Consider the following 20663-nt stretch of genomic DNA (forward strand, 5'->3'; position numbering starts at 1 on the left):
TCACGGGCGATGAGAAGGAGATGAGATGGCCAGCAAGGACAAGCCGAAGAAGCCTCAGCCGATCGTCAGGAACTTCGATGGCCCGGTGACGATCCGCGGCACGAAGGTCATCGTCGGCGGGCAGGTCGTGTCCCGTATCGGGGTCGACCTCGACGACGAAGACGACGAGTAGGGGAGGCGGCTGTGGAGCTCATCCTCATCGTCGGCGTCGCGCTCGGGTTCTGGTGGGTGTGGGATCGGCGGCGGCATCCGGTGCGGTCGTGCCGCCGCTGCGGCGGGTCGGGGAAGCGCCGGTCGGCGTGGAACGGCGCGGCGTACGGCGCGTGTAGCCGGTGCGGCGGGAAGGGCGAGACGAAACGGTAGCCCCGGGCACACGGAAAAGGGCCCCCGGCTCCTGGGTGAATTCCAGGAGCCGGGGGCCCTTTTCGGTCATCGCCGGCCAGCGAGTCCCCACGCGGCACCTTCACGGTACGCCGTGGGGTCACGTTTTGACTACCGGCTGTACGGGTCCTCGCCGCCCGCGTGTCGGCCGGACGCGTCCGAGGTGCGCAGCCAGGACGGCAGCAGCGCCTGGACCATCGGCAGGGCCATGATTCGGGCGAAGCCGCCGGCGACTGCGAGGGCGCCTGCGACGGGCGGCAGGGCGTCGGAGATGCCGGAGGCGTCGATGATGAACGGCAGGGCGACGGCGATGCCGACCGCGGTCTGCAGGATGGTGCGGGCGGTGCGCTTGTTGGCGTCGGACATGATCCCTCGTTTCGGTAGAGGATGGGGGTTGGCGGAGCAGCTGGCGGAGATGCGGGCGACGATCCGCTCCCTCGAGGAACGCATCGCCGCGCTGGAGGAGAAGGACTGAGCTACCGCCAGGCGGCGGCCCACGTCTTCGGGCCCACGGCGCCGTCGACGGCCAGATGCTCGGCGCGCTGGAAGACCCGCACCGCGGCCGCCGACATCGGCCCGTACACGCCGTCCACGGTGACCGTGTACCGGAGGGCCTTCAGCCGCTTCTGGAAGGCCTCGACGTCGGCGCCGCAGAGCATCGGCTTGCCGGGCCTGTAGGCGAGAATCCGGCCCGGAAACGCCGGAGCCTTCCCCTGGGACGGGCGGGACGGCTGAGACGGCGTGGACGGCTTCTGAGCGCCGACCGGCATACCCATCTGCAGCCACCGGTAGAGGACCGGGCCTGGGCACGAGGTGCTGTAGCCGTCGCGGTGGCCGAGGACTTCCCGGCCGGCCCCGTGCTGCCTCAGGTACTGCACGGCGTCGTGGAGGCCGTTCAACATGGCGGCGGTTGGCTGGACGAGGCCCCGGTCGCCGAGCAGCGCGCAGACGGCGTAATGCCCCTGGTTGAGCCCGCTGCCGTTCGCCGCGCTGAGCACGCCGGGGCCGCGTCCGATGAAGATCCTGCGGTGGGGGCAGACGAGCAGGTTGTAGGCGATGTCCGACCAGCCGTTGCCGTCGATGTGATGCGCCTGGATGGAGCGGACGAGGGCGACGCACCGGCCGCAGTCGTTCAGGAGCGCAGGGTTCACGTACGACCCCATGTAGTGGATCTTCACGCCGCGCGCGGTGGGGAGCGGGGTCAACCGGTTTCGGGGCGCGCGGGCCTTCCATTCGGAGCGGGACACAAGATCCATAGCCGCCTCATTTCAAGACGAGAGAGAGGATGGCGACGATCAGAGATGCGAGACCGAACAGCGCGGCCAGGGACGGGAGAGGCCACCGGTTACGTTCGAGCGACCGGATCCGGGCCTCGTGGTCGGCGACATCGGAGACGATTCCGTCGACCTTGACGGAGACGCCGTCGACCTTGCCGCCGACCTTCTGCAGCTCGTCGTAGATTTCGCGCGCGCCGATGGTGACGGGGCCGAGCGGGTCCGACATGACACTCCAGGGGGATATGGAGAAGGGGCGCCGCCTGCTCCCCCTGCAGGTCGACGCCCCTGGTCTGTGAACGGCCGGGTCAGCCGAGCATGTGGTCGGCGTTGCGGAGCGCGACGAGGATCTCGGTGACCTTGTCTTGCAGGTTGTTGAGGTCCGTCACGATCGACTGGCTGTGCGACTGGTTGTACGACGCGGGCGCGGTCAGCGCGGTGATCGCGTCCGGGTCGTCCACCGCGGCCGCCTGCTGGAAGATGAGGGACCTGTCCGTGCCGGAGGAGTCTTTCCAGCGGAGGCTGCCGGCGGAGGAGTAGAGGACGGCGCCGCCCGACGGGGTGGCCGGGGCGCCGACGTCCGGCAGCGTGAACTCGCTGCTCGCCTGCCCGATGGTCATGCCCGGCCCGGACCGCTGCGCGGCTTCGAGTTTCTCCACCCTGCGGATCAGGTCCTGGATGATGCGGGTCTGGTCCGCGCCGAACTGGCTCACTCGATGACCTCCGACTCCAAGATGAGCTGGGCTTCCTCGACCCCGCGGCCCTTGCCGGGCGGACGGAAGGCGATGCCGATGATCCGCTCAGAGACGTCGAGGCCGGCGCCGCCGTCCTGCCGCTCGTACCACACGTTCGTCATCAAAAATCTGGCCAGGTCGCCGAGGCTGTTGTGCGTCAGGCTGGCGTGTCGTCCCAGGTAGACGGTCACGGAGCGGACCCAGACGGCGCCGCCAGCCTGGTCCGCCCAGTACTGGGCGTAGTCGTCCAGGACACCGGAGTCGGTCGACTGCGTCGGATGATCGATCAGCCGGTCGATCCTCGGCCAGCCGGCGGCCCGGTGCGGAGTCGTCACCGTCGTCGAGTAGACCGGGACCCGGTCCTCGGTCGCGTCGCCTTCCGGGGTGCCGCCCCGCACATCCCAGTCGGTGCCGCCCCGCAGCGCATCCATCTCCAGGCCCCACTCGGCGATGTCGCCACCGTGCGGACTCTCCGAGAAGACGTGCACGACGTCGCTCGTGAGCTTCGGGTAGCCCCACGTCCACGTCGATTCGACGCCGCTCTCGCCGATCTCCTCGACGAGGGTGTACTCGAAGCCGCCGCTCGTCTTGGCGTACTCGGCGGCGCCGCGCCCGTAGGAGGTGTTGGAGTCGGCCTTGATCTCCAAGGCTCTGCTGACGCCAGAGGATCCGGACTGGAAGAGCAGGCCGATGTTCGCCCCGGTCTGCGTCTGGGCGTGCTGCAGGAGGCTGCGGACGTTGGCGACCTGGTCCCCGGAGTAGGAGCGGTCCGAGCGCACCCGCACGCTGTAGAAGTAGCCGTCGAAAGTCGTTCCCCTGAGCTGGACGCTGATCTTCCCGCTGCGGTCCCGCCGAAGGACGGCGCCGGTCAGCCAGTAGCGGCCCCGGAACTGGCCGTCTCTCCAGATGCGGATCTGCACCCGGCCGGGACCTGTCGTCAGGTCGGAGCGCAGCCGGGGGATGATGCGGCGCGCCGCGGCCGCGACCCGCGAGTTGGGGATCGGCAGGGTGCCGCTGAAGGATCCCGGTTCGCCGATGCGCTTGTCGTACACCGGGTCCTGCGGATAGATGTCGTCCAGGTACGCCCCGGTCAGGAAGTCGTGCGCGGTGTACCGGTACAGCGCCGAGCCTTTCGCCGGCGTGAACGCGGGCGCGGGCGGGGGCGGCGGCACGTAGTCGCCCGGGACAACGACGAGGGTCCAGGTCTGCCAGAACTGGATGGACGTGGACCCCACGGTGAAGTCGGCCTCCGGCAGGGCCGCGGAGGTGAGCATGGTGGACGCGCCCACGAACGCGGAGGCGAACACGCTGTGCGCGTTCTCGTCCTCCACTGTGTAGCTGCTGTCCGGGCTCCAGGAGACCGGGTCACCGAACAAGTCGCCGCCGAGCACGTACCGGATGGCGATGCCGCCGGCGGCGCCCGGGGAGGCGTCCGGCGCGGACACGTCCGTGCCCGGACCGGCGCCCATGTCGGAGCCGTCGCTCACGAGGATCATGCTGGTGGGGGTGGCGCCGCGCAGGTGGACGAGGGCGACCAGGCCGGAGGCGTCCTCGCCCTGCGTGATGGCATACGTCGACGGGTTGGAGGTGCCGCAGACCTGCGTCCAGACCCGGGTGGTGAACCACTCGTCGTCGAGACGCTCGTCGGCCAGCGCCCACCCGGCCCCGCCGGAGATCGACATGTCCTCGGAGGGGCCGATCGTCGTCTGGATCGCCACCAGCATGTCGCCGGCCTGGACCCCGGACGGAGCGGTGATGAGGTCGAAGGCTCCTTCCACACTGTGGATGCGGGCGCTGCGCGGGGTCGCGGTCGTCACGTCACCACCACCTCTCCAGGCTCAGGTGCGGGCGTGACGCCACAGGATGTCCATCCCGGCTGCCCCGCCAGAGTCCGCAGTGAACAGGAGCACGTTGGCGCCAGCGCCGAGCACGAAGTCCGGGATCGACGTGGAACCCTCGATGAGGTCGCTGACATGGTCGGTGGCGCCGATGACGGCCGTGCCCAGCTTGACGTCGATCTCCAGGACCTCGCCGTCGGCGACGGACACGTTGAACGCGATCACCCGATCGAGCGTCGGGTTTTCGATCTGCGGGGTCACCGTCGGCCCCGGGATCCGGATGACGACCCGCGGGGACGCCTCGTTGCCGTCGTTGAGGACCTCGGTCTCGATGTCCCGGGCGATGGTCGCGGACTGGCGGATCACGCCGTACAGGCGGGGGTCCGAGCATGTCCACTGGATGACGCCGCGCATGAGCCCGAGCCTGGCCTGCTTGTTGATCGTGCCGGGTTTCCGATCGGACAAGTGCGCGTAGACGAGGTACGGCGCGCCGAGGTCGAAGTCCCAGATGACCAGGGACCCCTCGTCCTCAGTCTGGGCGAGGCCGGTAGCCATCTGCAGGTCGTCGACCGCCTGGGCGATCTCCGCGCGGGGCGCCTTCATCAGGGTCGACCAGTTGATGATCCGCTCACCGGCGTATGGCTGGCCCGCGTACGAGCCGTGGCCGGTCGGCTGGTCGACGTTCCCGCTGATGATGGGCGGGCAGTCGCGCCACCCGGCCAGCTCCTGCCACGAGTACGGCGTCCCGGACCCGAGCAGGGTGCCGTTCCACTCGATCTGCCCGGCCCGCGCCACCCGGTCCCCAGGCAGGACCGGCACGGTGACGGTCGGAGTCGGCACCGCGACGGTGATGCCGATGACGTCCAGGGTGACGTCCGCGTGCACCTGGACAGCCGGAGCGGGCAGGTCCACGGTGGCCGGCACGGTGGCCGGGACCAGGGAGACGGTGGAGTCGACGCCCGGCGTCGGCACCGTGGTGGTGACGGCGACGGTGTCGGGGGCGGCGACCTCGGTCTCCTCGGTGGAGACGGAGGGAGCCGGGATGTCGACGGCGACGGCGGCCGGGCCTGCGGACGCGCCCGCGCCCGCGGAGACGGCCGGGGCCGGGACGGTGGTGGCGATCGGCACGGTGGCTGGGACCGGGGAGGACCCGACGCTGGTGGCCGGGTCCGGGACGCTGGTGGCGATCGCCACGGTGGTGGTCTCGACGGAGGCATCCGTGGAGGCCGGTTTGATTTCCAGCGCAGCCCAGTACCACTCCGCCGCGGAGCTGCCGGCTGCGTCCAGATTGAAGGTGACGCCCGTGCCGGACGTCGCGGTGTTGGCCGCTTTGCGGATCGCCATGCCGGCAACGGGGAAGAACCCGGATACGGTGCCGGTCCACGCCGACTCGTCATCGGTCGAGGTGACGGCGCCGGCCGAGGACATATCGATCGCGGCACAGAACCCTCGGGACGCTGCCGCCGTCGACGTGTACGCGTTGATCGTCGCGTTGTTCGTGGTCGTGGTGCCGGTGTTGGTGGCGCCGACGTAGCTGCTGGCGTGCTGACCGGTGACGGCGTCGACTTTGAGGGCGATCGCGTTGCCGGAGCCGGTCGTGGTCAGCGTGACCGTCATCGACCCCGATCCGGTGACCGGCGCGGTCCAGATCTCGCAGAAAACCTCGTTGGCGTCGGTGTACTGGCTGCGTCGGGTCCAGGTCAGGCTGCCGCCCGACACGGTGGGGTTGGTGTCGGAGCCGACGACCATCACCATGGCGACCAGAAGCCCGGCGGCCGGCCGCGTGAATGATGCGGTGGTGACGCTGGTGGCGTCGCTGGTGGAGACGATCGCGGGGGACGTGCCGATCGCGATTGCCATACCCGGCCCCCTCTCGGATCAGGTGGGTGGGCATGAAAAAAGCCCCGTCGAGGGGGCCGTCAGGGTGCGCGCGTAGCCGTAGGTGTTACGGGGTGCCGTCGATCGTCAACAGACCGTTGGCGTGCGGCGTGATCAGCAGCGTGCCGTCCGAGGTGTTGACCGCGGAGGCGAGCATGATGCCGATCATCAGCGGATCCCCGGACACCGCTGCCGCGTAGATGTCGATGTGCTTCACATCGGACAAGGTGCTGCCGGTCCACTGGAACGCGTTCGACGTCCACTTCAGGACGCCTGCCCCGGGCTTGGAGGTGGCGGTGCCGGTGATGGCCAGGCCGCCCGCCGTATACCCGGTGCCGCTGATCTCGTTCGTGCTGCTGTACACGGTGTCATCGTTGTAGTTCGGCGACTTCGACGACGTGTAGAGGGCGGCCTGGTGGTCCTCGGCGTCCCAGTCCAGGGCGAGCTGGGTGGCGTCGAAGATGTCCGCCAGCGTGCTGATGTAGAGGCCGGATGCCATGTCAGTTGCTCCCCTCGGTGAGCGCAGCCAGCTCGGCTCGGACCTTCACGGCCTGGATGCTCATCTCGTCCAGGTCCGCGCGGGCTACGGCCAGGGCGGCCTCGTACTCGGCGCGCGCCTGCGCATCCTCCCGGGCGTCGTCCTTCCCGTTCTTGACGAGGATCGGGCCGGCCAGGATGCGTTCCAGCTCGACGACGGTCGCCTGGAGTTTCGTGATCTGCCGTTCCCGCCGGAGCCACGTCCTCGTCTCGTTGATGTGGTTGGCCGCGGCCTGCTTGCGTGCCTTCGCCTCCGCGATGGTGTCCGGGTCGCCGGAGGCGAGCGCCTCCCGGTACGCCTCCTTGGCCTCGTGCAGCTCGTCCTCGATCGGCTCCAGAGCCTCTGCCATCGCGAGCTCGTCGCGGAGCCGCTGAAGCCCGGCCTTCCTCGTGATCTTTTTCGCCATGTGTCAGTGCTCCTCGGTGATGCCAGTCCACAGGTCGACGCGGATGTGCGGCAGGGTGACGTGGACGTCCTGGCCGTGCTGGCGCATGCGGATCCGGTTGCCGACCTCGTCCAAGATGACCTTGATGCGCTCGCCGGTGACCGGGTGCCGGCCGTCCTTGGCCTTGGGTTTGATGCGGTGGGACCAGCCCGCGGGCCGGACCGAGACGGATCGCAGCCGGGCCAGGTCGGCCGGGGTGTAGCCCTGCAGGGACATGCCGGGCCACCTCCTCGTGCTCGTAGGGGTGATCTAGAAGGGGCGGGCCATCAGCTCGAAACCGGTCTGGGCCCCGATCTTGTGGATGTCGGCTTCCTCGCGGACGGTGACGCCGTTCATCGTGATGTTGACGCCGGAGCCGTAGGTGCCGGCCGCGCCTGGGCTGTGCTCGGAGGCGAGGCCTCCGCCGGTGTCGCCCGGGATGAGGTTGATCGGGGTCTTCTGGACGCCCTTCAGGGCTCCACCGACGCTGCCGACGTTCGGGGAGAGTCCTCCGCCGACCGCGCCCTTCGCCGCGTTGATCGCGGCTCCCATGACGCCCTTCACGGCGTTGACCGCGGCGCCCTCCTGGGAGAGGACTCCGCCGACGAACCCCTTGATCGTGTCGGCGCCGATGTTCTCGAACACCCGGGACGGCGAATGCGAGTCGAGGACGAGTTTCGCGCCGGGCACGACGTTGCCGATCGTGGTCTTCACGGCGGCGGCAGCCTGAGACGCCATGGCCTTGACGCCGTTGATGAACCCCTGGATGACGTCTTTTCCGGCCTGAAGCAGCAGCGACCCCAAATTGCCGAGCGCGCTGACGATTTTACCTGGCAATTCCTTAAAGAATGTGACGACGGTGTCAATTCCGGTAGAAACCGCCGACTTTATTTTCTCCCAGGATTCGGAAATTAGTGATTTCAGTCCCTCCCAGGCAGAGGAGGCGGCGGATTTAATTCCGGACCAGGCGGAAGAAAGCGCAGACTTGATGCCCTCCCAGGCGGAGGAAGCACCTTCCTTGATCAGCTCCCAGACTTTTGCGGCAATTGCAACCAAGGAATTCCAGATGCCTTCAAAAGCGCCCTTCACGCCATTCCAGATGCCTTCTCCGATTTGCTTTATGCCCCCCCAGGCGCGTTCCCAGTCGCCGGAAAAAATACCAGCGAAAGTTTCAAAAATTCCGCCTAGGGCCTGCATTAGCCCGTCCCAGATGGCGACTATGGCGGAGACGATTCCGCCTAGGGTGTCCAGGATTGTCGAGCCGAATTCATCCCAGAAGGCCTTGGCCATGTCGACGAAGGACGACACGGCGTTGAGCAGGTGATTGAAGCCGGATTTGAACTTCTCAACCCAGCCGTCGATGGTGCCCTGGTTCTCGGAAATCCATTCCTGGATCGACGTGAAGACGTCGGAGAAGAAGCCCTTTACCTGGCTGACGATTTCGCGGACTTTCGCGCCCCATGCGCCGAGCGTCGAGTTCTCGGAGAATGCCGCCTTGAATGCGTGGAATTTGATGAGACCCCAGTCGACGAAATCAATGAACCCGGTGATCGCACCGCCGAGAGTGCTCAGGAAAAACTCGGCGATTGGCATTCCTTTTTCGACAATGCCAGGCAATTTCTCGATTAGCTCGTCTATGACATCAATGGCGACATCAAAGGCTTTTTCGATGAGGGGTGCGGATTTCTCGAAAACCTCTCCGAGCATTTTCGCGAACGGCTTGATCTTCTCCTGCAGCCTGCCGAGTCCTTCGAGGATCGGGCCCTGCAGCGGTTTCGCTGCCTCCTGGAAGGCCGTCAGCGCTTCCTTGCCGACCTTCGCGAACTCGGCCTTGACCTCCTTGGAGGCGGCCAGGACCCCGCCGAACACCGCCACGCCGAGCGTGAGCAGCCCGCCGAGGGCGGCGGCGATCCCGACGACGCCGAGAGAGGCGGCTGCGGCGGCGGCGCCGATCAGGCCGACCGCGACCGCAGTGGTGCGGGCCGCCATGGTGACGGTGCCGAGGACGCCGATGGCGCGCCGCATCGCCGCGCCGAGGCGGGAGCCGCCGGATTCGGCGCCGTCTCCGATGCCGTCACCGATCGCCTGTCCGGACTCGCGGGCCTCCTCCTCGACGTCGTCGAGCGCAGCCGAGAATCCGGCGACGAGCCGGTCCAGGTCCTTCAGGGCTTCGTCCGGGTCGGCGCCGGAGGCGATCGCCTCCGCCACTGCGGCGAACGCCGCTTCGACCTCGGATTCGATGTTGCGGGTCGCCCGGGTGGTGGTGGACTCCAGGCGGCGCAGGTCCTGGTCGGCCTGGACCAGGGTGGCGCCGAACCCGTTGTCGTCGAGGTCGATGTAGCCGACGAGCTCGCCCACGGTCATCGACACGAGAGGTCACCGCCTCTCGTGCGTGATCACAGGGTGTTGATGAAGGAGCGCGCGTCCTCGCCGGTCAGCTCGACCGGCTCGGACGCGACGATCCGGTGGTAGAGGGATTCAGGGGAGAGGCCGGCCAGGAGGGCGCGGAACTGGCGGTGCGTCAGGTCCGCGATGCCCGACGGCGTGAGGCCGTACTCCCGCCGGAAGTCCGCTTCGACCGCTGTCCAGAGCCGCCGGATCCGCCGCTCCTCCGGGTCCCCTTCCCCGGGGCTTTTCCCTCCGAGTTGTTCTTGACCAGTTCGTAGGCGTCCCGGAACGAGAGGTCCCTGCCGCGGCCGCGGGCGAGACCCCAGGCGACGACCACCCGGAACTCCATCGCGGTCATCCCGGCGTCCACCCAGGCGTCGAGCACGTCCGCGCCGAACAGCTCGACGATCAGGCCCGTGATGTCGCCGATGGCGCTGCTGTCCCGTACCTGCTCCAGGCGCCGGTCGAAGCGGAGGGGGAGGTCGTGGGGGACGACGACCTGCACGCCGCGGATGGTCTCGGTCGCGGATTCCCCGCGCTCGGCGGCCTCCTGGCGCTGGATCTCGGCCCAGAATGCGTCCCAGGACTCGTGCTGGTCCTGCTCGACCTCGGTCTCGTCGAGGTCGTCGTCGTGCTCGGGGGAGGGTGCGTTAGTGGTCATGAGCTAGCTCACCGCCGCCGTGGTGGTGAGGCCGGACTTGACGATGGTGGCGCCCCACGCGCCCTTGTCGTTGTGGCCGCCACCCTGCTCGCCCAGGCTGAACGTGCAGGTCCAGATCTTCCAGAGGGTGTCATGCGGGTACCGGAACCGGATCCGGCCGAGGGAATCGGAGCCGACCTTGTCCTCGCCGGCCATCTCCTCCACCCGGGCCCGGCCAGGCGGCAGCGCTCCGGTGAGGTGGTCCTGCTTGTACTGGCCCTCCAGCTCCAGGCTGGCGCCACGCTGCATGATCTCCTGCTCGTATGCGCCCTCGGAGTCGAAGTCGCCGGTTTCGACGGTCTCCTCGTTCTCGCCCTTGTTGATGGTGACGGTGGCGAGGTTCTCGATGCCGAGCCATGTGTCGGTCACCGAGGTCTCGACCTCGATCACGATGTCGCGCGCGTTGATTTTCCGCTGCGTCACGGGTCACTCCTGTTCGTGCTGGTCCGGCTGATCTCCGCGCGGACGTTGACGGTGAACTCCGGCCTGTTGTTGGCGTCGACGCCGATGAAGACCGGCCCCGACTGGAGGCCGACGGCGAGCTGCAGCCATGTGCCGCCGGACAGCTCGCGGGAGCCGAGACCGTGCAGCGCGTCGTAGACCTGCTCGGCCAGGACCTCCGCTGTACGCACGTCGGCGGCCGGCCCGCGCACCCGAACCTGGATGCGGGGCTCGTCGTAGTCGTCGCCGAGCGAGGATTCCTGGCCGCCGTACCGGGCCAGGACGATGCACGTGTCCGGGCTGGTTGGCATCCGGGTGAGGAAGATGGTCCCGGGGTAGGAGCCGACGGCCAGGTCTTCCAGCAGTTGCGCCAGTTCTTCCAGGAGGGTCATTTCACCCCCTGTGCGAATCGGTGTGCCCGAATAGGTGATTCGGTTGGCGCGTTAATTGTGGTTTGCTGGGTTCACGGCGATTCGCGTGACGTGTGTGCTTTACGCTGACAAGTCCTCGGGACCGATCCAGCACGGAGCGCACCATGGCACGCAGCAATTCCAAATCCGCAGGCTGCCTGACTCTAGTCGTCATCCTCCTCGTGGTCGGCGGCTGCATGCGGCTGTTCGGCTACGAGACCGAGTCGGAGAAGGCAGCCGCGGCCGCCGAAGCCATACGCGCCAAAGGACTGCCCGACCTGCGAGGTAAGACTCTCGCTGAAGCTGAGAATGCCATCCGGGCGATGGACATCAGCTTCGACGACGAGGGCATCGGCTCGTTCGATTCCTGCGACGACAAGACCGACTGCATCGTTTTCCGGATGTCGCTCAAGCCCGGCACTGTCGTCGGAAGATACGGCAAGGTCACGGTCACGTGGACGACCAGTGAAGAGCGCGCCTGGTACGGCAAGTGGAAGAAGATGCCGAAGGTCATCGGCTGGTCGGAGGAGAAGGCCGAGCGTTTCTTCACGCCGGTGGAGACCGCGGTCGAGTCGGAGAGCCGTGAGAGTAAGCGGGTGGCTTACGGCAAGGACGTGGTGATCGCGACCTCTCCGAAGGCCGGCGCGCCGCTGCGACTCGGGCAGAAGATCCGGGTGGTGATTGGCTACAACCTGGACGATCCGAACAGCAGCACGGGCACCGGGAACGGGAACACCGATGTCGACGTCGACCTGGGCAACGGTGGCGGCGGCGAGTCCCGGTTCTGCAGCCGACGCTGGTGGTGCTAGGTCACCGGAGTGCTCGCCGGAGCTCGGCCGCGACCAGCTCACCCATCGTGGAGGCCTCGTCGGTCATCGGCTGCTCGAGGTATTTCGCCTGTCGGCCGGGGTCGTGCCGCCAGGTGAGTTCTTCGTGCTGGCGGACCGCATACGGCGTGTCGTAGGAGACGGCGGCGCGCAGGGCGCCCTCGTCCACGCTCGCGACGCCGGAGCGCTCCAGCGTCGCCTCCTCGATCGGCACCAGATCCCGGCTGGCCTTCAGGAGGTGTTCGGCGGCCTTCCGTAAGCCGAGGACGGCGGCTGCGCGCTGCTTCGCCTTGATCTTGCCGACGTTGGATCGGTAGACGGCGCGCTGCGGCATGGACAGCCTCCTCTACTGGAGTGCGACTTCGAGGTGATCCGGTGTCGGGAGGCCGCCGCCGTCCCGCCGCGCGGAGACGAGCACCGTGGTGGTGCGGCCGTTCACCGTGACGCGGGACCCGACCGGGCACGTCGTCGACAACGGCATGTAGACCGTCGTCTCGGAGACGACCTGGCCGCCCGTCGCGTCCCGGACCAGACGGCGCTTGTCGTCGACGAAGCAGCGCACGGTGGTGGCGTCGTCGTACTCGGGGCCGTACGGCCCCTCGCCGGTGAGCGCTTCCACGGTGACGGTGTGTCGGAGCAGGAACGCGGGCAGATCACTCATCGGTGGTCTCGCACACCTGGTAGGAGTACGGTGACTGCCCGGTCAGCCCCGCCTGAGCGAGGACCATCGCGGCCTGGGGTGCGAGACGGGTAGCAGCTGAGCCACCACCCGCCCCGCCGCTCGAGGATCGGCGGCCGAGCCGAACCGAGCCGATCGCGACATCCCCGTACTCGGCGGTCGCGTTCGTGCCGTCCTCTCCCACAGCGACCCACGCGTGGACCTGCTCGATCGTCGCCTCTTCCAGCGCGGTGAGCACGGCGGCCTCGGTCGCGACCCCGTCGTCGTCGACGTCGTAGACGGCGCAGAGCAGCGCCTGGTCGACGAGCCGGGATGCCCGGGCCAGGAGAAGGCCGATGTTGGAGGGGGCCGTGGTGTCGGTGTACGTCTCGTACTGCTCGCTGGTGGCGTGCGCCATCGGCGGCCTCCCTCCGTGGTGGTTGTACGCGGGCGGGCTACGCGCACCCTCAGACCCTCACCCGCCCGCGCGAACATGGGGGTCGTCAGTCCAGGACTGCGACCGTGACCGACGTCGGCGTCGTCCCGGTGTAGTTGATCCACACCGAACCGTCGGCCTGCCGGAACTCGGGCCCGAACGGGCCGAACAGCCGGTGCTCGCCGGCCGGGATGGAACCGCCGCCGTCCGCGATGGCTCGGGATCCGCGGCCGACCGTGCCCGGGGTGGGGAATGCGACGGTCAGGCTCGCGTCGTCGCCGTTGCGGATCCACACCCGCCGGTCGGCCGTCCACGCGAACGAATTGCCGTCGGTGAGCTCCGCCGCGGTGTCGACGGTTTCGAGGTTGATGCCGTCCTCGGAGGAGGCGACGGCGGTGAGAGCGGTGCGCGCCATGGGCTACGCCTCCTGGGTGGTGGTCTTCTTGGCGGCACGTCCGCGGCTCTTCGGCCGGGGGGAGGAAGGCGCCGAGGGCGGGGTCCCGGCGCCCTCCACGACGACGAGAGGCTTCTCCCGACGCTGAATGTCGGGCTCCTCGGTGATCCCGAACACGGCTGGCACCTCGCGCAGCGCCGCGGCGAGTTCGGGGGCCTCGACCACGGCCCGGCCGTCCACGAAGTAGACGAGCCCGGCCGTGGTGCGGATCGGCACCTCCCCAGCAGGGAAGCGCGTACAGCGGAAGACCGGCACGTCAGGCCCCGGACGGGGCGCCGACGCGGAGGATCTTGCCGTGCTTCTTCTCGTTGCCGTACTTGAGGCCGATCTCGCCGTAGATCTGCTTCTTCTCGGCGGCGCCGGTCCGGGCGAGGTCCTCCACGAACAGGTGGCCCTTGCCGGGGATCGGCAGGAACACCGGGGAGCACTCCTCCAGGCTGACGACGGCCAGCGTGGAGGTGGGCATGTGCCGGTTGAGCATGAGGTTGATGCGGCCGAAGTCGCACTCGAACGTCATCAGGGACACGCCTCCGACCGAGCGGGACGACTCCTGGAAGTTCTTGTCCTTGATGTAGATCTTCGTCAGGGCCCGCTTCAGCGACGCGCCGCACATGATGGTGGCGGTCTCGGACTCCTGGATGCCGCCGTTCTCCCACACCTGCTGCATCAGGTCGCTGATGATCGCCTCGGTGAGCGGGGTGGCCTCGTACACTGCGGCGCCGCCGTCGGTGCCGAACGCGACCGCGCCGCCGCCGGGCCGGGTCGCGATGGTGAAGGTGTTGGCGTCCGGCGCGGTACGCACGTAGTAGATGGTGTCCTCGGTCAGCACCGAGCTGGCGCCGCCGGTCAGGGTGGTGACGGTGATCTGGTCGCCGACCGCCAGGCCGTGGGAGGTGAGCGTCCACACCTCGGTGTCGGCCTCGATCGTCGCCGTGCCGATCAGCGTGCCCTGGGTGGAGACGTTGGTGGAGGTGGCCTCCAGGATGCCGCGGGTCCGCCTGGCCGTGGCGTTGCTGCTCGGGTTGTTGAAGGTGCCGGTGATGAACGACTTCTCGACATCCCTCGCGATCTGCTTGAGGTGCTGCTCGATCTGCCAGTCCAGCTCGTTGAGCACCGGGTTGGAGCCGGAGACACCGACCGATCCGGCGTGCGAGGACCCCGTGGACGCCACCTGGCCGGTCGCCGCGAGCTTCGTGTACGACAGCTCCAGCGCCTCGGTGTGGATCTCGACGACGTTGTTGACGTTGAACCGCACGCGGGCCTCGGCGGTGGGCGCGTCGGCGCCCTCCAGGCGCTGTCGGGACGCCGACGCGTCGCGCAGGTCGTAGCCCTGCCACTGGAACAGGGTGGCCGAGGCTGCCTCGCCGCCGGTCAGGCCGCCGATCGCGCTGAGGAAGGGGGTGTCGGCCGGGGTGACGGCGAAGAGCTCGCCGACGTAGTTCGGCAGGTCGAAGGTGTCGCCCTGCCCGGTGATGCCCGCCATGGGTCATCCTCTCTGGTCGAGGTCGGGCAGGCGTTCGGGCCTGGCCCTAGTTGGTTACTGGCTGGACTGCTGAATGAGCAGCGCGCTCTTGAGCTGCCGCGCCGTCTTCCAGTCGCCCTTGCTCTCGGCGTCGGCGATCTGGTCGCGGAGGCTTCGCGGTGCTTGGCCGCCGCCGTTGCCGGCCCCGAAGTCGCCGCCCGAGGAGGGCGGAACCTGGGGAGTAGGCGGTACGACGGGCGCAGCCGGGGCGGCTGCCATCCACGGGTTCGCGGTCAGCGCGGCCTGGATCGCCTCGGCGAGCTTCGCAGGGAAGTCCTCCGCTGAGGGGTCGAGGCCCTTCGCGCGCTCCATGAATGCGACCGAGCCGAGGAGGGCGTCGGGGTTGACGCCGTGCGCGGCTGCGGTGGTGTAGGCGTGCCGGAGCACGGTCTCCGACCGTGCGGTGGTCCTGTACTTCGCGGACTCGTCGCGCAGGTCGCGGATGTGCTTCTGCCACTTCTGCGGGAGCTTCGCCAGGTCCTCGCTGTCGTCGCCCTGGGAGGACGGCGGCGGCGGGGTCCAGGTGGGCGGCTGCGGAACCGGAGGCGACGCGGGAGGCTGGGCCTGCTGCGCAGGAGCGGGGGTCGGCGGCTGCGCCTGAACGGGCGGAGCCGGGGCGGCCGGGGGCTGTCCGGCATCAGCGGGCGGGACGGGCATGGACATGGAGACCCTCCTGGGGGCTCGCGGTGGTGGAGCCCGGCACCTGGCCGGGCGAAGGGGTTTTGGACCGCTCCGGGCGGCCCGTTTTCGGGTGTCCGTCTCCGGACATTCGGGACGGAAGTTGATCGTTTAGGCGTATGGTGCGTTCTTGTGCACCCTCCGCAGCATCAGCCCCAGCAGCCGTACGGCCAGCCAACCCAGCAGCAGCCGTACATGACGCAGCCGCTGCCGTACGGGCCGCCGACGCAGCAGGTACCGCCCGGCTGGCAGCAGCAGCCCTATGGGCCGCCGCCCGGCTGGCAGCCGCCCCTGCCGCCGCCCAAGAAACGGGGAGGCGGGCTCGCGCTCGCTGTCGCCGCCAGCGTGGTGGCTGTGCTCGCGGTCTTCGGTGGAATCGTCGCGCTCACGGATGGCGAGACGACGACCACGGCCACGCAGGAGGCGAGCAGCACCGCCGAGACCAAGAAGGCGAAGTCGTCGAAGAAGCCGACGCCGAAGCCGGCCTCAACGCGGATGACGCGCACGGACAGGGAGGCGCTGTTCGTGGCCACGGTGAAGCAGCAGGACGCGCTGCGCAACGCGGACCCTGAGGACCTGGTGAAGCTGGGCAGGGAGATGTGCAAGGCGCTGGACGACGGCTACACCCTCACCCAGGTCGCAACATCCGGCGTGGAGCAGTTCGGGTTGGAGACGTCAGCGTTCGTGGCGGGTGCGGCGATTGTTGGCCTGTGTCCTCGCCACAAGGGGAAGATCCCCGACTAAGCCCTATCGTTGCTTTCGGGCTCATCCTCTGGGCGGACCGCGTCCACCGGCAGCGTCTCCTCGACCGCCCACCGGGCGAACAGCCCTCGAACCTCGGGTGTCTGCTCACTCACGGGATGACCTCCAAGTCGACGCGGTGGACGCCGTCCACGATGCCATGGTCAACAACCACCCGGTAGCGGAGACCACGATCCAGGAGGATCTCTGCCGCGGAGTGCATCTCGGTGAGCTGCAGCGCGCGGGTGCCGGCGGGGACGAGGATCCGGTACACGGTCGGGAAGCGCGCGTCCGAGCCCTGACGTGAGCCGACGTCCTGCCCCCACAGGCCGGTGACGAAGTCCTGCGCGACGTCATCCCGGGCGGACGCCGAGGAGAACGCGTCGCCGCGCCATTCCAGACCCTCGTTGCCGCCAGCCGGATCCCACATCGACGGGTCCGCGAGCGCCTTGTGAGGTTCCCGGACGCCTCGGTAGACGACCAGGTCGCGTTTCGTGGGGGCGAGCTGCATCATCCGGTCCATCCGGGTGATGTGCTCCCGGATACGGTCCGGGACGCCGTCGTCGAGCTGGCCGCCGCGGGCCGCGTACAGCGCCCGGTTCATGAGCGCGTACACGTTCTCGTTGCCGGTGTCGCCGGTGTAGGCCGCGATGGTCCGCTCGAACTCCTGCAGTTCCCGCTGCCGGATCTTCCGGTCGAGGATGCCGCCCCGGATGACCTGCCCGTAGGCGGGTGCCGACAGGAGAGCGTCCTCGCCGCGCTTGGCTACGGCCAGGCGCCGCTCGTAGTCGGCGCGCTCCGCCGCTGTGGGCTTCTTCGCCTTCGCCTTGGCTTTCGGCTTCGGCTCGGGCTTCGGCTTCTCTGCTGCCCGCTTGGCTGCGGCCTCGACGACGGCCTGCTCGTCGGCCTTCTTCTTTGCGGCCGCCGCGTCCTGCTCGGCCTGGGCGGCGTGCGGGTCGCGGTCCCCGGTGTACGGCTCTTCCAGCGAGATGAAGTGCTTGTGCTGGTCTCCGATGACCACCGCAGCGTCACGGTCAGCCTGGGTCAGCGTCTTCTGGTTCTCCTCGGGGACGATGCGCGCGTCCGGCTGCCGGTTGAGCATCCGGAGCGCCTGGTCGACCTGCGCGCGGGGCAGGTCGGTGAGGAGTGCCCGGAGGCGGGTGAGGCTGACCCACCTGCCAGGCTCGGAGAGCTGGGCGTAGGCGGCGCGGATGCGGCCCTCGATGGTCCGCGGCCGGGCCGCCTCCTGCTCGGCGGCAGTGCGGCGGGCCTTCTCCTCGGCTTCGCGGCGAGCGGCCTCGGCAGCCTCGCGGGCCTTCCGCTCGACTTCCTCCCGTGCGCGCTGCGCCTGCTCCGCCTGCTCGCGGGCTTCGGCTTCGCGTCGGGCCTGCTCGCGCGCGGCGGCCTTCTCATATGCCTCCCGCCGGGCCTGCTCCTCCGCGGCCTTCTGCTCGGCGTCCGGGTCCACGGTGGGGGCATTGTCGATGGTGGGCGGCGGCTCCAGGTCGGTGACGGGGCCGCCCTTCGGCCCGCCCGCCGGCGGGATGTTGCCCGCGCCGAGCTGCTCCCGGTAGGTGAGCCGCTTCAGCTTCGGGTGGGCCTTCAGGTGCTCGCGGAGCGCGGCCTGAGCCTGCCGGACCTTCGCGCGCGCGGCCCGCTTCCCGGCCTCGTCGAGGGCACCGAGCTCCTGCTCCTTCGCGGCCCGGATCCGCCGCTCCAGGGCGCGCTGCCGCTGGCGGGCCTTGTCGCCGTCCGGGTCCGCGGTCTCCCGCGTCGGCGGCTTCGTGACGCCAGGCAGGTACGCGCTGAAGCTGTGCCTGCAGTTGGGGTGCTGGAAACCGCGCGCCCTGGCCTGGTCGAGGGTGGCGAGCACGTGCACGGTGAGCATCTCTCCGTCGCGGGTCGCGTGCTCGACGCGCAGCTTCCCGACCGGCCCGGCGTCGCGCCGGAGCACCCGGCCCTCGTACGGCCTGCACTTCGCGCATTCCTGGCCGTGGTCGGAGACGATGACGAGGTCGATGCCGATCTCGGCGAGCCGGTCGGTCTGGGCGGTCATGGCGGCGCGGGCGACGTTGGTGCGGCCGATCATCTCCGCGTAGCTCGACAAGCGCCACCTGCGGTTGGCCTTGTCGATGAAGGAGACGACGCCCTTGTCGATGAGGCGCTGCCATGCCGCCTGGGAGGCCTGCCGCCGGGTGAAGGCACCGCTGGCGATGCGCGCCGCCGCGTCGGCCTGGACCGCTCGGTAGGCGTCGACCGGGGCGCGGAGGATGTTGCCCTCGACCATGCCGAGGTCGCGGTGCAGCGCGGCGGCGATCCGCTCGATGACGGCCAGGCCGGGAATCTGCTTCTGCGCCTGCTTGGCGTCGTCGCGGATCAGCTTCGACACGGGCAGGTCCACCAGGGCGGTGCCGTACCCGTTGAGGTACGCCTTCCGGATCGCCTCCCGCACCGCGGCGCTCTTCGTCTTCTGCAGCCTGGCGTGGACAGCCTGAGCGGCGGCCTGCAGCCGGCGGACCGCGTCCAGCTTCACCTCGGCGGTCGGCGCGTCCAGCCCCTTGCGGAGTTCGGTGGCGACGACGTGGACGAGGCTGGCTTCGACGTTCCGGTAGAGGTCGGCGACGGTGCCGGCAAGGGAGTCGAGGAGGTCCTGGTCCACAGCCACGAGGACCCCCTCGCTGAACTATTCACTCCGGGTTAAAAGTTGCCCTGCTCCTCGCCGGGCGGCCCGTCTTCCTCCCTCTCGCCCTCGCCCGGGGTGGGGGGGAGCGCGAGAGGGTCGAGCACCGGGTCCGGCCGGGCGTCCGCGATCCGCCGTACCTCCTCCTGGACCTGAGGTTCGTCCCAGTCCGGGTGGAGTATCTTCACCGCGGTCTCGTCCGAGACGGCTTCAGCGCGGCGCATCAGCTCAACCGTGGTGGCCAGGGCCTGGATGTCGGCGGAGACGGAGTCACCGAAGACGATGGCCGGCCGCTCCGGGACGACGCCGGAGGAGAAGAGGACGGCATCGAGCTGCAGCAGCATCTCGACCGCGGACGCCAGCTCCGGCGCGGTGTAGACAGCCTTCCGCCCCCTCGTCGTGAGGGAGCGGCGTTCCTTCGCGGCGACCTCTGTCGCCGTGACCGCGACGTCCCCGCTCAACCCGAAGGACTGGGCAGAGTAGCCGGTCGCCCTCAAGATGGCGGCGAGGAGGTCGGCTGCCGTGTCGCGGTGCTCGACGACGCGGATGGCGAACTGCTGGGGGCTGATCTCCATGCGGTCGTCGCCGCCGAGGACGTTCATCGTCTCGTAGAGCTCGCGCTCCGGGTCGAAGAACGCTCCCCGGCCCGGGCCCTGGTTCTGCAGGTACGAGGAGGGCACGATCAACCGCGCCTTCGCGAGGCGGATGTCGCGCATCCAGGACGTGTACACCTCGTCGAGGGCGTCCATCAGCCCGAGCACCGCGCCGTCGAAATCCGACCGGCCGAGGTTGGCGCCAGCCGGGAGGTTCCGCCACGTCCTGTTCGGGCGCATGTTCGGGACATAGACAGCCGTGCACCGGTCGAGGCCGGTGGCGATGACGGGCTCCAGGCCGGCGGTCTCCGGGTGCGAGGACAGGGGGAGGGGTTTGCCGAGGTCCCCGCGGGACCCGGTGTAGAGGCCGTGGAGGATCGCCCCGGGCTCGTGCCGCTCCAAGTGGATCAGGCGCTCGGTGTCGTTCGGCTGGTCGACGACCCGCCAGAACGTGCCCGCGTGCAGGCGGCCCCACCGCCACTCCGGGACCGCGGCATCCGCGTGGACGGCGGCGAGCCACGGGCCGGGCGCGACCTGCTGGTCCCAGACCCCCCGGAGGTAGTACCCGCCGAGCGCGGCGCCGACTTCGGCGCCTTCGAGGAGGGTTGCCTGGAGGCCGTTCTCGATGAGCTCGTCGATGCGGGCCTGCGTCTCCAGCGACTTGACCGTGATCGAGGGCGGCTCGGAGAAGAGCAGGTCCGCGGACATCGTGCAGATGTCGGAGGCGACGGGCACGTGGAGTTTCGTCCTGCGCTCGCCGGCGGGGGTGGGCTGGCCCCAGAAGGTGCGGGCGAAGGCGCCGACGATGCCGCCCCGGTACTGCGACGGCCGGTTCGCGGGCCGGTTGCCGTTGATGGGGTCGCCGTAGATGAGGGAGAGGGCGTCGGCGTCTCCGCGGTACCAGGCGTCGAGGACGCTGTACTGCTGGTAGATGGGGTCGAGGGCGGGGGGCGGCCAGGTGCCGCCGCTCGGCAGCGGCATGACGTCCGTCCTCTCAGGCAGCGGAGGTGCCCGGCCCGCCTGTCACCCGTTCCCCAACGGAACAGGCAGGCCGGGAGATCATGATTT

At 69.3% G+C, this 20663-nt stretch carries 25 protein-coding genes; 3 read left to right on the forward strand and 22 right to left on the reverse strand.

All coding sequences use genetic code 11. The features are described from left to right. The first annotated feature begins 25 nt into the window (after positions 1-25). The gene (locus tag FHS22_RS21365; protein WP_184944149.1) at positions 26-172 is read left to right on the forward strand and encodes a hypothetical protein; all 147 of its coding nucleotides are present in this window, start codon (positions 26-28) and stop codon (positions 170-172) included. A gap of 320 nt (positions 173-492) precedes the next feature. Here the strand turns inward: FHS22_RS21365 and FHS22_RS21370 are convergent, their stop codons facing one another. The 13 genes from FHS22_RS21370 to FHS22_RS21430 form a co-directional block, all read right to left on the reverse strand. After that, complete coding sequence (locus tag FHS22_RS21370; protein ID WP_184944151.1) at positions 493-747, reverse strand: hypothetical protein; 255 nt, start codon at positions 745-747, stop codon at positions 493-495. Positions 748-857: 110 nt separating this feature from the next. Next, on the reverse strand, positions 858-1637 hold the full coding sequence (locus FHS22_RS21375; RefSeq protein WP_184944153.1) for a peptidoglycan recognition protein family protein: 780 nt from the start codon (positions 1635-1637) through the stop codon (positions 858-860). Positions 1638-1644: 7 nt separating this feature from the next. Beyond that, positions 1645-1884, reverse strand: a complete 240-nt coding sequence (locus FHS22_RS21380) for a hypothetical protein (protein WP_184944155.1) — start codon at positions 1882-1884, stop codon at positions 1645-1647. Between the two features lie 79 nt (positions 1885-1963). After that, the gene (locus tag FHS22_RS21385) at positions 1964-2368 is read right to left on the reverse strand and encodes a hypothetical protein (RefSeq protein WP_184944157.1); all 405 of its coding nucleotides are present in this window, start codon (positions 2366-2368) and stop codon (positions 1964-1966) included. Continuing rightward, the gene (locus tag FHS22_RS21390) at positions 2365-4206 is read right to left on the reverse strand and encodes a hypothetical protein (protein WP_184944159.1); all 1842 of its coding nucleotides are present in this window, start codon (positions 4204-4206) and stop codon (positions 2365-2367) included. Before FHS22_RS21390 ends, FHS22_RS21385 begins: the two co-directional genes overlap by 4 nt. 21 nt (positions 4207-4227) lie before the next feature. Further along, on the reverse strand, positions 4228-6087 hold the full coding sequence (locus FHS22_RS21395; protein ID WP_184944161.1) for a phage tail family protein: 1860 nt from the start codon (positions 6085-6087) through the stop codon (positions 4228-4230). A gap of 85 nt (positions 6088-6172) precedes the next feature. Continuing rightward, entirely contained in the window at positions 6173-6604 is a 432-nt protein-coding gene (locus FHS22_RS21400) for a hypothetical protein (protein ID WP_184944163.1), read from the reverse strand. 1 nt (position 6605) lies between these two features. Then, complete coding sequence (locus tag FHS22_RS21405; RefSeq protein ID WP_184944165.1) at positions 6606-7049, reverse strand: hypothetical protein; 444 nt, start codon at positions 7047-7049, stop codon at positions 6606-6608. A 3-nt stretch (positions 7050-7052) separates the two neighbouring features. Then, the gene (locus FHS22_RS21410) at positions 7053-7304 is read right to left on the reverse strand and encodes a hypothetical protein (RefSeq protein ID WP_184944167.1); all 252 of its coding nucleotides are present in this window, start codon (positions 7302-7304) and stop codon (positions 7053-7055) included. Positions 7305-7337: 33 nt separating this feature from the next. Next, complete coding sequence (locus tag FHS22_RS21415; protein ID WP_184944169.1) at positions 7338-9437, reverse strand: phage tail protein; 2100 nt, start codon at positions 9435-9437, stop codon at positions 7338-7340. Positions 9438-9588: 151 nt separating this feature from the next. Then, positions 9589-10116 (reverse strand): hypothetical protein, encoded by a 528-nt coding sequence (locus FHS22_RS21420; RefSeq protein ID WP_184944170.1) that lies wholly within the window; start codon positions 10114-10116, stop codon positions 9589-9591. 3 nt (positions 10117-10119) lie between these two features. After that, positions 10120-10578 (reverse strand): phage tail tube protein, encoded by a 459-nt coding sequence (locus FHS22_RS21425; protein WP_184944172.1) that lies wholly within the window; start codon positions 10576-10578, stop codon positions 10120-10122. Beyond that, the gene (locus FHS22_RS21430) at positions 10575-10988 is read right to left on the reverse strand and encodes a minor capsid protein (protein ID WP_184944174.1); all 414 of its coding nucleotides are present in this window, start codon (positions 10986-10988) and stop codon (positions 10575-10577) included. Before FHS22_RS21430 ends, FHS22_RS21425 begins: the two co-directional genes overlap by 4 nt. Positions 10989-11131: 143 nt before the next feature. Here FHS22_RS21430 and FHS22_RS21435 point away from each other — a divergent pair, with 143 nt between their 5' ends. Next, positions 11132-11815: a PASTA domain-containing protein gene (locus tag FHS22_RS21435; protein ID WP_184944175.1), complete on the forward strand. Its 684-nt coding sequence runs from the start codon at positions 11132-11134 to the stop codon at positions 11813-11815. A 1-nt stretch (position 11816) separates the two neighbouring features. Here FHS22_RS21435 and FHS22_RS21440 read toward each other — a convergent pair whose 3' ends face one another. The 7 genes from FHS22_RS21440 to FHS22_RS37395 all read right to left on the reverse strand — a co-directional run bounded on the left by FHS22_RS21440 (position 11817) and on the right by FHS22_RS37395 (position 15566). Further along, positions 11817-12167, reverse strand: a complete 351-nt coding sequence (locus FHS22_RS21440; protein ID WP_184944176.1) for a hypothetical protein — start codon at positions 12165-12167, stop codon at positions 11817-11819. 12 nt (positions 12168-12179) lie between these two features. Beyond that, positions 12180-12494, reverse strand: a complete 315-nt coding sequence (locus FHS22_RS21445) for a hypothetical protein (RefSeq protein WP_184944177.1) — start codon at positions 12492-12494, stop codon at positions 12180-12182. Then, positions 12487-12909 (reverse strand): hypothetical protein, encoded by a 423-nt coding sequence (locus tag FHS22_RS21450; protein ID WP_184944178.1) that lies wholly within the window; start codon positions 12907-12909, stop codon positions 12487-12489. Before FHS22_RS21450 ends, FHS22_RS21445 begins: the two co-directional genes overlap by 8 nt. Before the next feature lie 85 nt (positions 12910-12994). After that, positions 12995-13342 (reverse strand): hypothetical protein, encoded by a 348-nt coding sequence (locus tag FHS22_RS21455; RefSeq protein WP_184944179.1) that lies wholly within the window; start codon positions 13340-13342, stop codon positions 12995-12997. A 3-nt stretch (positions 13343-13345) separates the two neighbouring features. Then, on the reverse strand, positions 13346-13597 hold the full coding sequence (locus FHS22_RS21460; protein WP_184944180.1) for a hypothetical protein: 252 nt from the start codon (positions 13595-13597) through the stop codon (positions 13346-13348). A gap of 40 nt (positions 13598-13637) precedes the next feature. Next, entirely contained in the window at positions 13638-14864 is a 1227-nt protein-coding gene (locus FHS22_RS21465; RefSeq protein WP_184944182.1) for an SU10 major capsid protein, read from the reverse strand. Between the two features lie 54 nt (positions 14865-14918). Next, entirely contained in the window at positions 14919-15566 is a 648-nt protein-coding gene (locus FHS22_RS37395) for a hypothetical protein (RefSeq protein ID WP_221473935.1), read from the reverse strand. 210 nt (positions 15567-15776) lie between these two features. Between FHS22_RS37395 and FHS22_RS21475 the strand changes: the two genes are divergently transcribed. Beyond that, positions 15777-16325 (forward strand): DUF732 domain-containing protein, encoded by a 549-nt coding sequence (locus FHS22_RS21475; RefSeq protein ID WP_184944184.1) that lies wholly within the window; start codon positions 15777-15779, stop codon positions 16323-16325. A 109-nt stretch (positions 16326-16434) separates the two neighbouring features. Here FHS22_RS21475 and FHS22_RS39315 read toward each other — a convergent pair whose 3' ends face one another. Both FHS22_RS39315 and FHS22_RS21485 read right to left on the reverse strand, forming a co-directional pair. After that, entirely contained in the window at positions 16435-18987 is a 2553-nt protein-coding gene (locus tag FHS22_RS39315; RefSeq protein WP_184944186.1) for a phage minor capsid protein, read from the reverse strand. Between the two features lie 32 nt (positions 18988-19019). Further along, a complete protein-coding gene (locus FHS22_RS21485) occupies positions 19020-20576 on the reverse strand; it encodes a phage capsid protein (protein ID WP_184944188.1) in 1557 nt (518 codons plus the stop codon). Positions 20577-20663 lie beyond the last annotated feature (87 nt).

The sequence above is a fragment of the Thiemannella venezuelensis genome (genome assembly GCF_014203605.1).
Taxonomy (GTDB): Bacteria; Actinomycetota; Actinomycetes; order Streptosporangiales; family Streptosporangiaceae; genus Planomonospora_A; species Planomonospora_A venezuelensis.

Coding starts and splice junctions, on each gene's coding strand:
- FHS22_RS21365 (WP_184944149.1), top strand. CDS start 26: ATGGCCAGCAAGGACAAGCCGAAGAAGCCTCAGCCGATCGTCAGGAAC.
- FHS22_RS21370 (WP_184944151.1), bottom strand. CDS start 747: ATGTCCGACGCCAACAAGCGCACCGCCCGCACCATCCTGCAGACCGCG.
- FHS22_RS21375 (WP_184944153.1), bottom strand. CDS start 1,637: ATGGATCTTGTGTCCCGCTCCGAATGGAAGGCCCGCGCGCCCCGAAAC.
- FHS22_RS21380 (WP_184944155.1), bottom strand. CDS start 1,884: ATGTCGGACCCGCTCGGCCCCGTCACCATCGGCGCGCGCGAAATCTAC.
- FHS22_RS21395 (WP_184944161.1), bottom strand. CDS start 6,087: ATGGCAATCGCGATCGGCACGTCCCCCGCGATCGTCTCCACCAGCGAC.
- FHS22_RS21400 (WP_184944163.1), bottom strand. CDS start 6,604: ATGGCATCCGGCCTCTACATCAGCACGCTGGCGGACATCTTCGACGCC.
- FHS22_RS21405 (WP_184944165.1), bottom strand. CDS start 7,049: ATGGCGAAAAAGATCACGAGGAAGGCCGGGCTTCAGCGGCTCCGCGAC.
- FHS22_RS21410 (WP_184944167.1), bottom strand. CDS start 7,304: ATGTCCCTGCAGGGCTACACCCCGGCCGACCTGGCCCGGCTGCGATCC.
- FHS22_RS21420 (WP_184944170.1), bottom strand. CDS start 10,116: ATGACCACTAACGCACCCTCCCCCGAGCACGACGACGACCTCGACGAG.
- FHS22_RS21430 (WP_184944174.1), bottom strand. CDS start 10,988: ATGACCCTCCTGGAAGAACTGGCGCAACTGCTGGAAGACCTGGCCGTC.
- FHS22_RS21435 (WP_184944175.1), top strand. CDS start 11,132: ATGGCACGCAGCAATTCCAAATCCGCAGGCTGCCTGACTCTAGTCGTC.
- FHS22_RS21440 (WP_184944176.1), bottom strand. CDS start 12,167: ATGCCGCAGCGCGCCGTCTACCGATCCAACGTCGGCAAGATCAAGGCG.
- FHS22_RS21445 (WP_184944177.1), bottom strand. CDS start 12,494: ATGAGTGATCTGCCCGCGTTCCTGCTCCGACACACCGTCACCGTGGAA.
- FHS22_RS21450 (WP_184944178.1), bottom strand. CDS start 12,909: ATGGCGCACGCCACCAGCGAGCAGTACGAGACGTACACCGACACCACG.
- FHS22_RS21455 (WP_184944179.1), bottom strand. CDS start 13,342: ATGGCGCGCACCGCTCTCACCGCCGTCGCCTCCTCCGAGGACGGCATC.
- FHS22_RS21465 (WP_184944182.1), bottom strand. CDS start 14,864: ATGGCGGGCATCACCGGGCAGGGCGACACCTTCGACCTGCCGAACTAC.
- FHS22_RS37395 (WP_221473935.1), bottom strand. CDS start 15,566: ATGTCCATGCCCGTCCCGCCCGCTGATGCCGGACAGCCCCCGGCCGCC.
- FHS22_RS21475 (WP_184944184.1), top strand. CDS start 15,777: ATGACGCAGCCGCTGCCGTACGGGCCGCCGACGCAGCAGGTACCGCCC.
- FHS22_RS21485 (WP_184944188.1), bottom strand. CDS start 20,576: ATGCCGCTGCCGAGCGGCGGCACCTGGCCGCCCCCCGCCCTCGACCCC.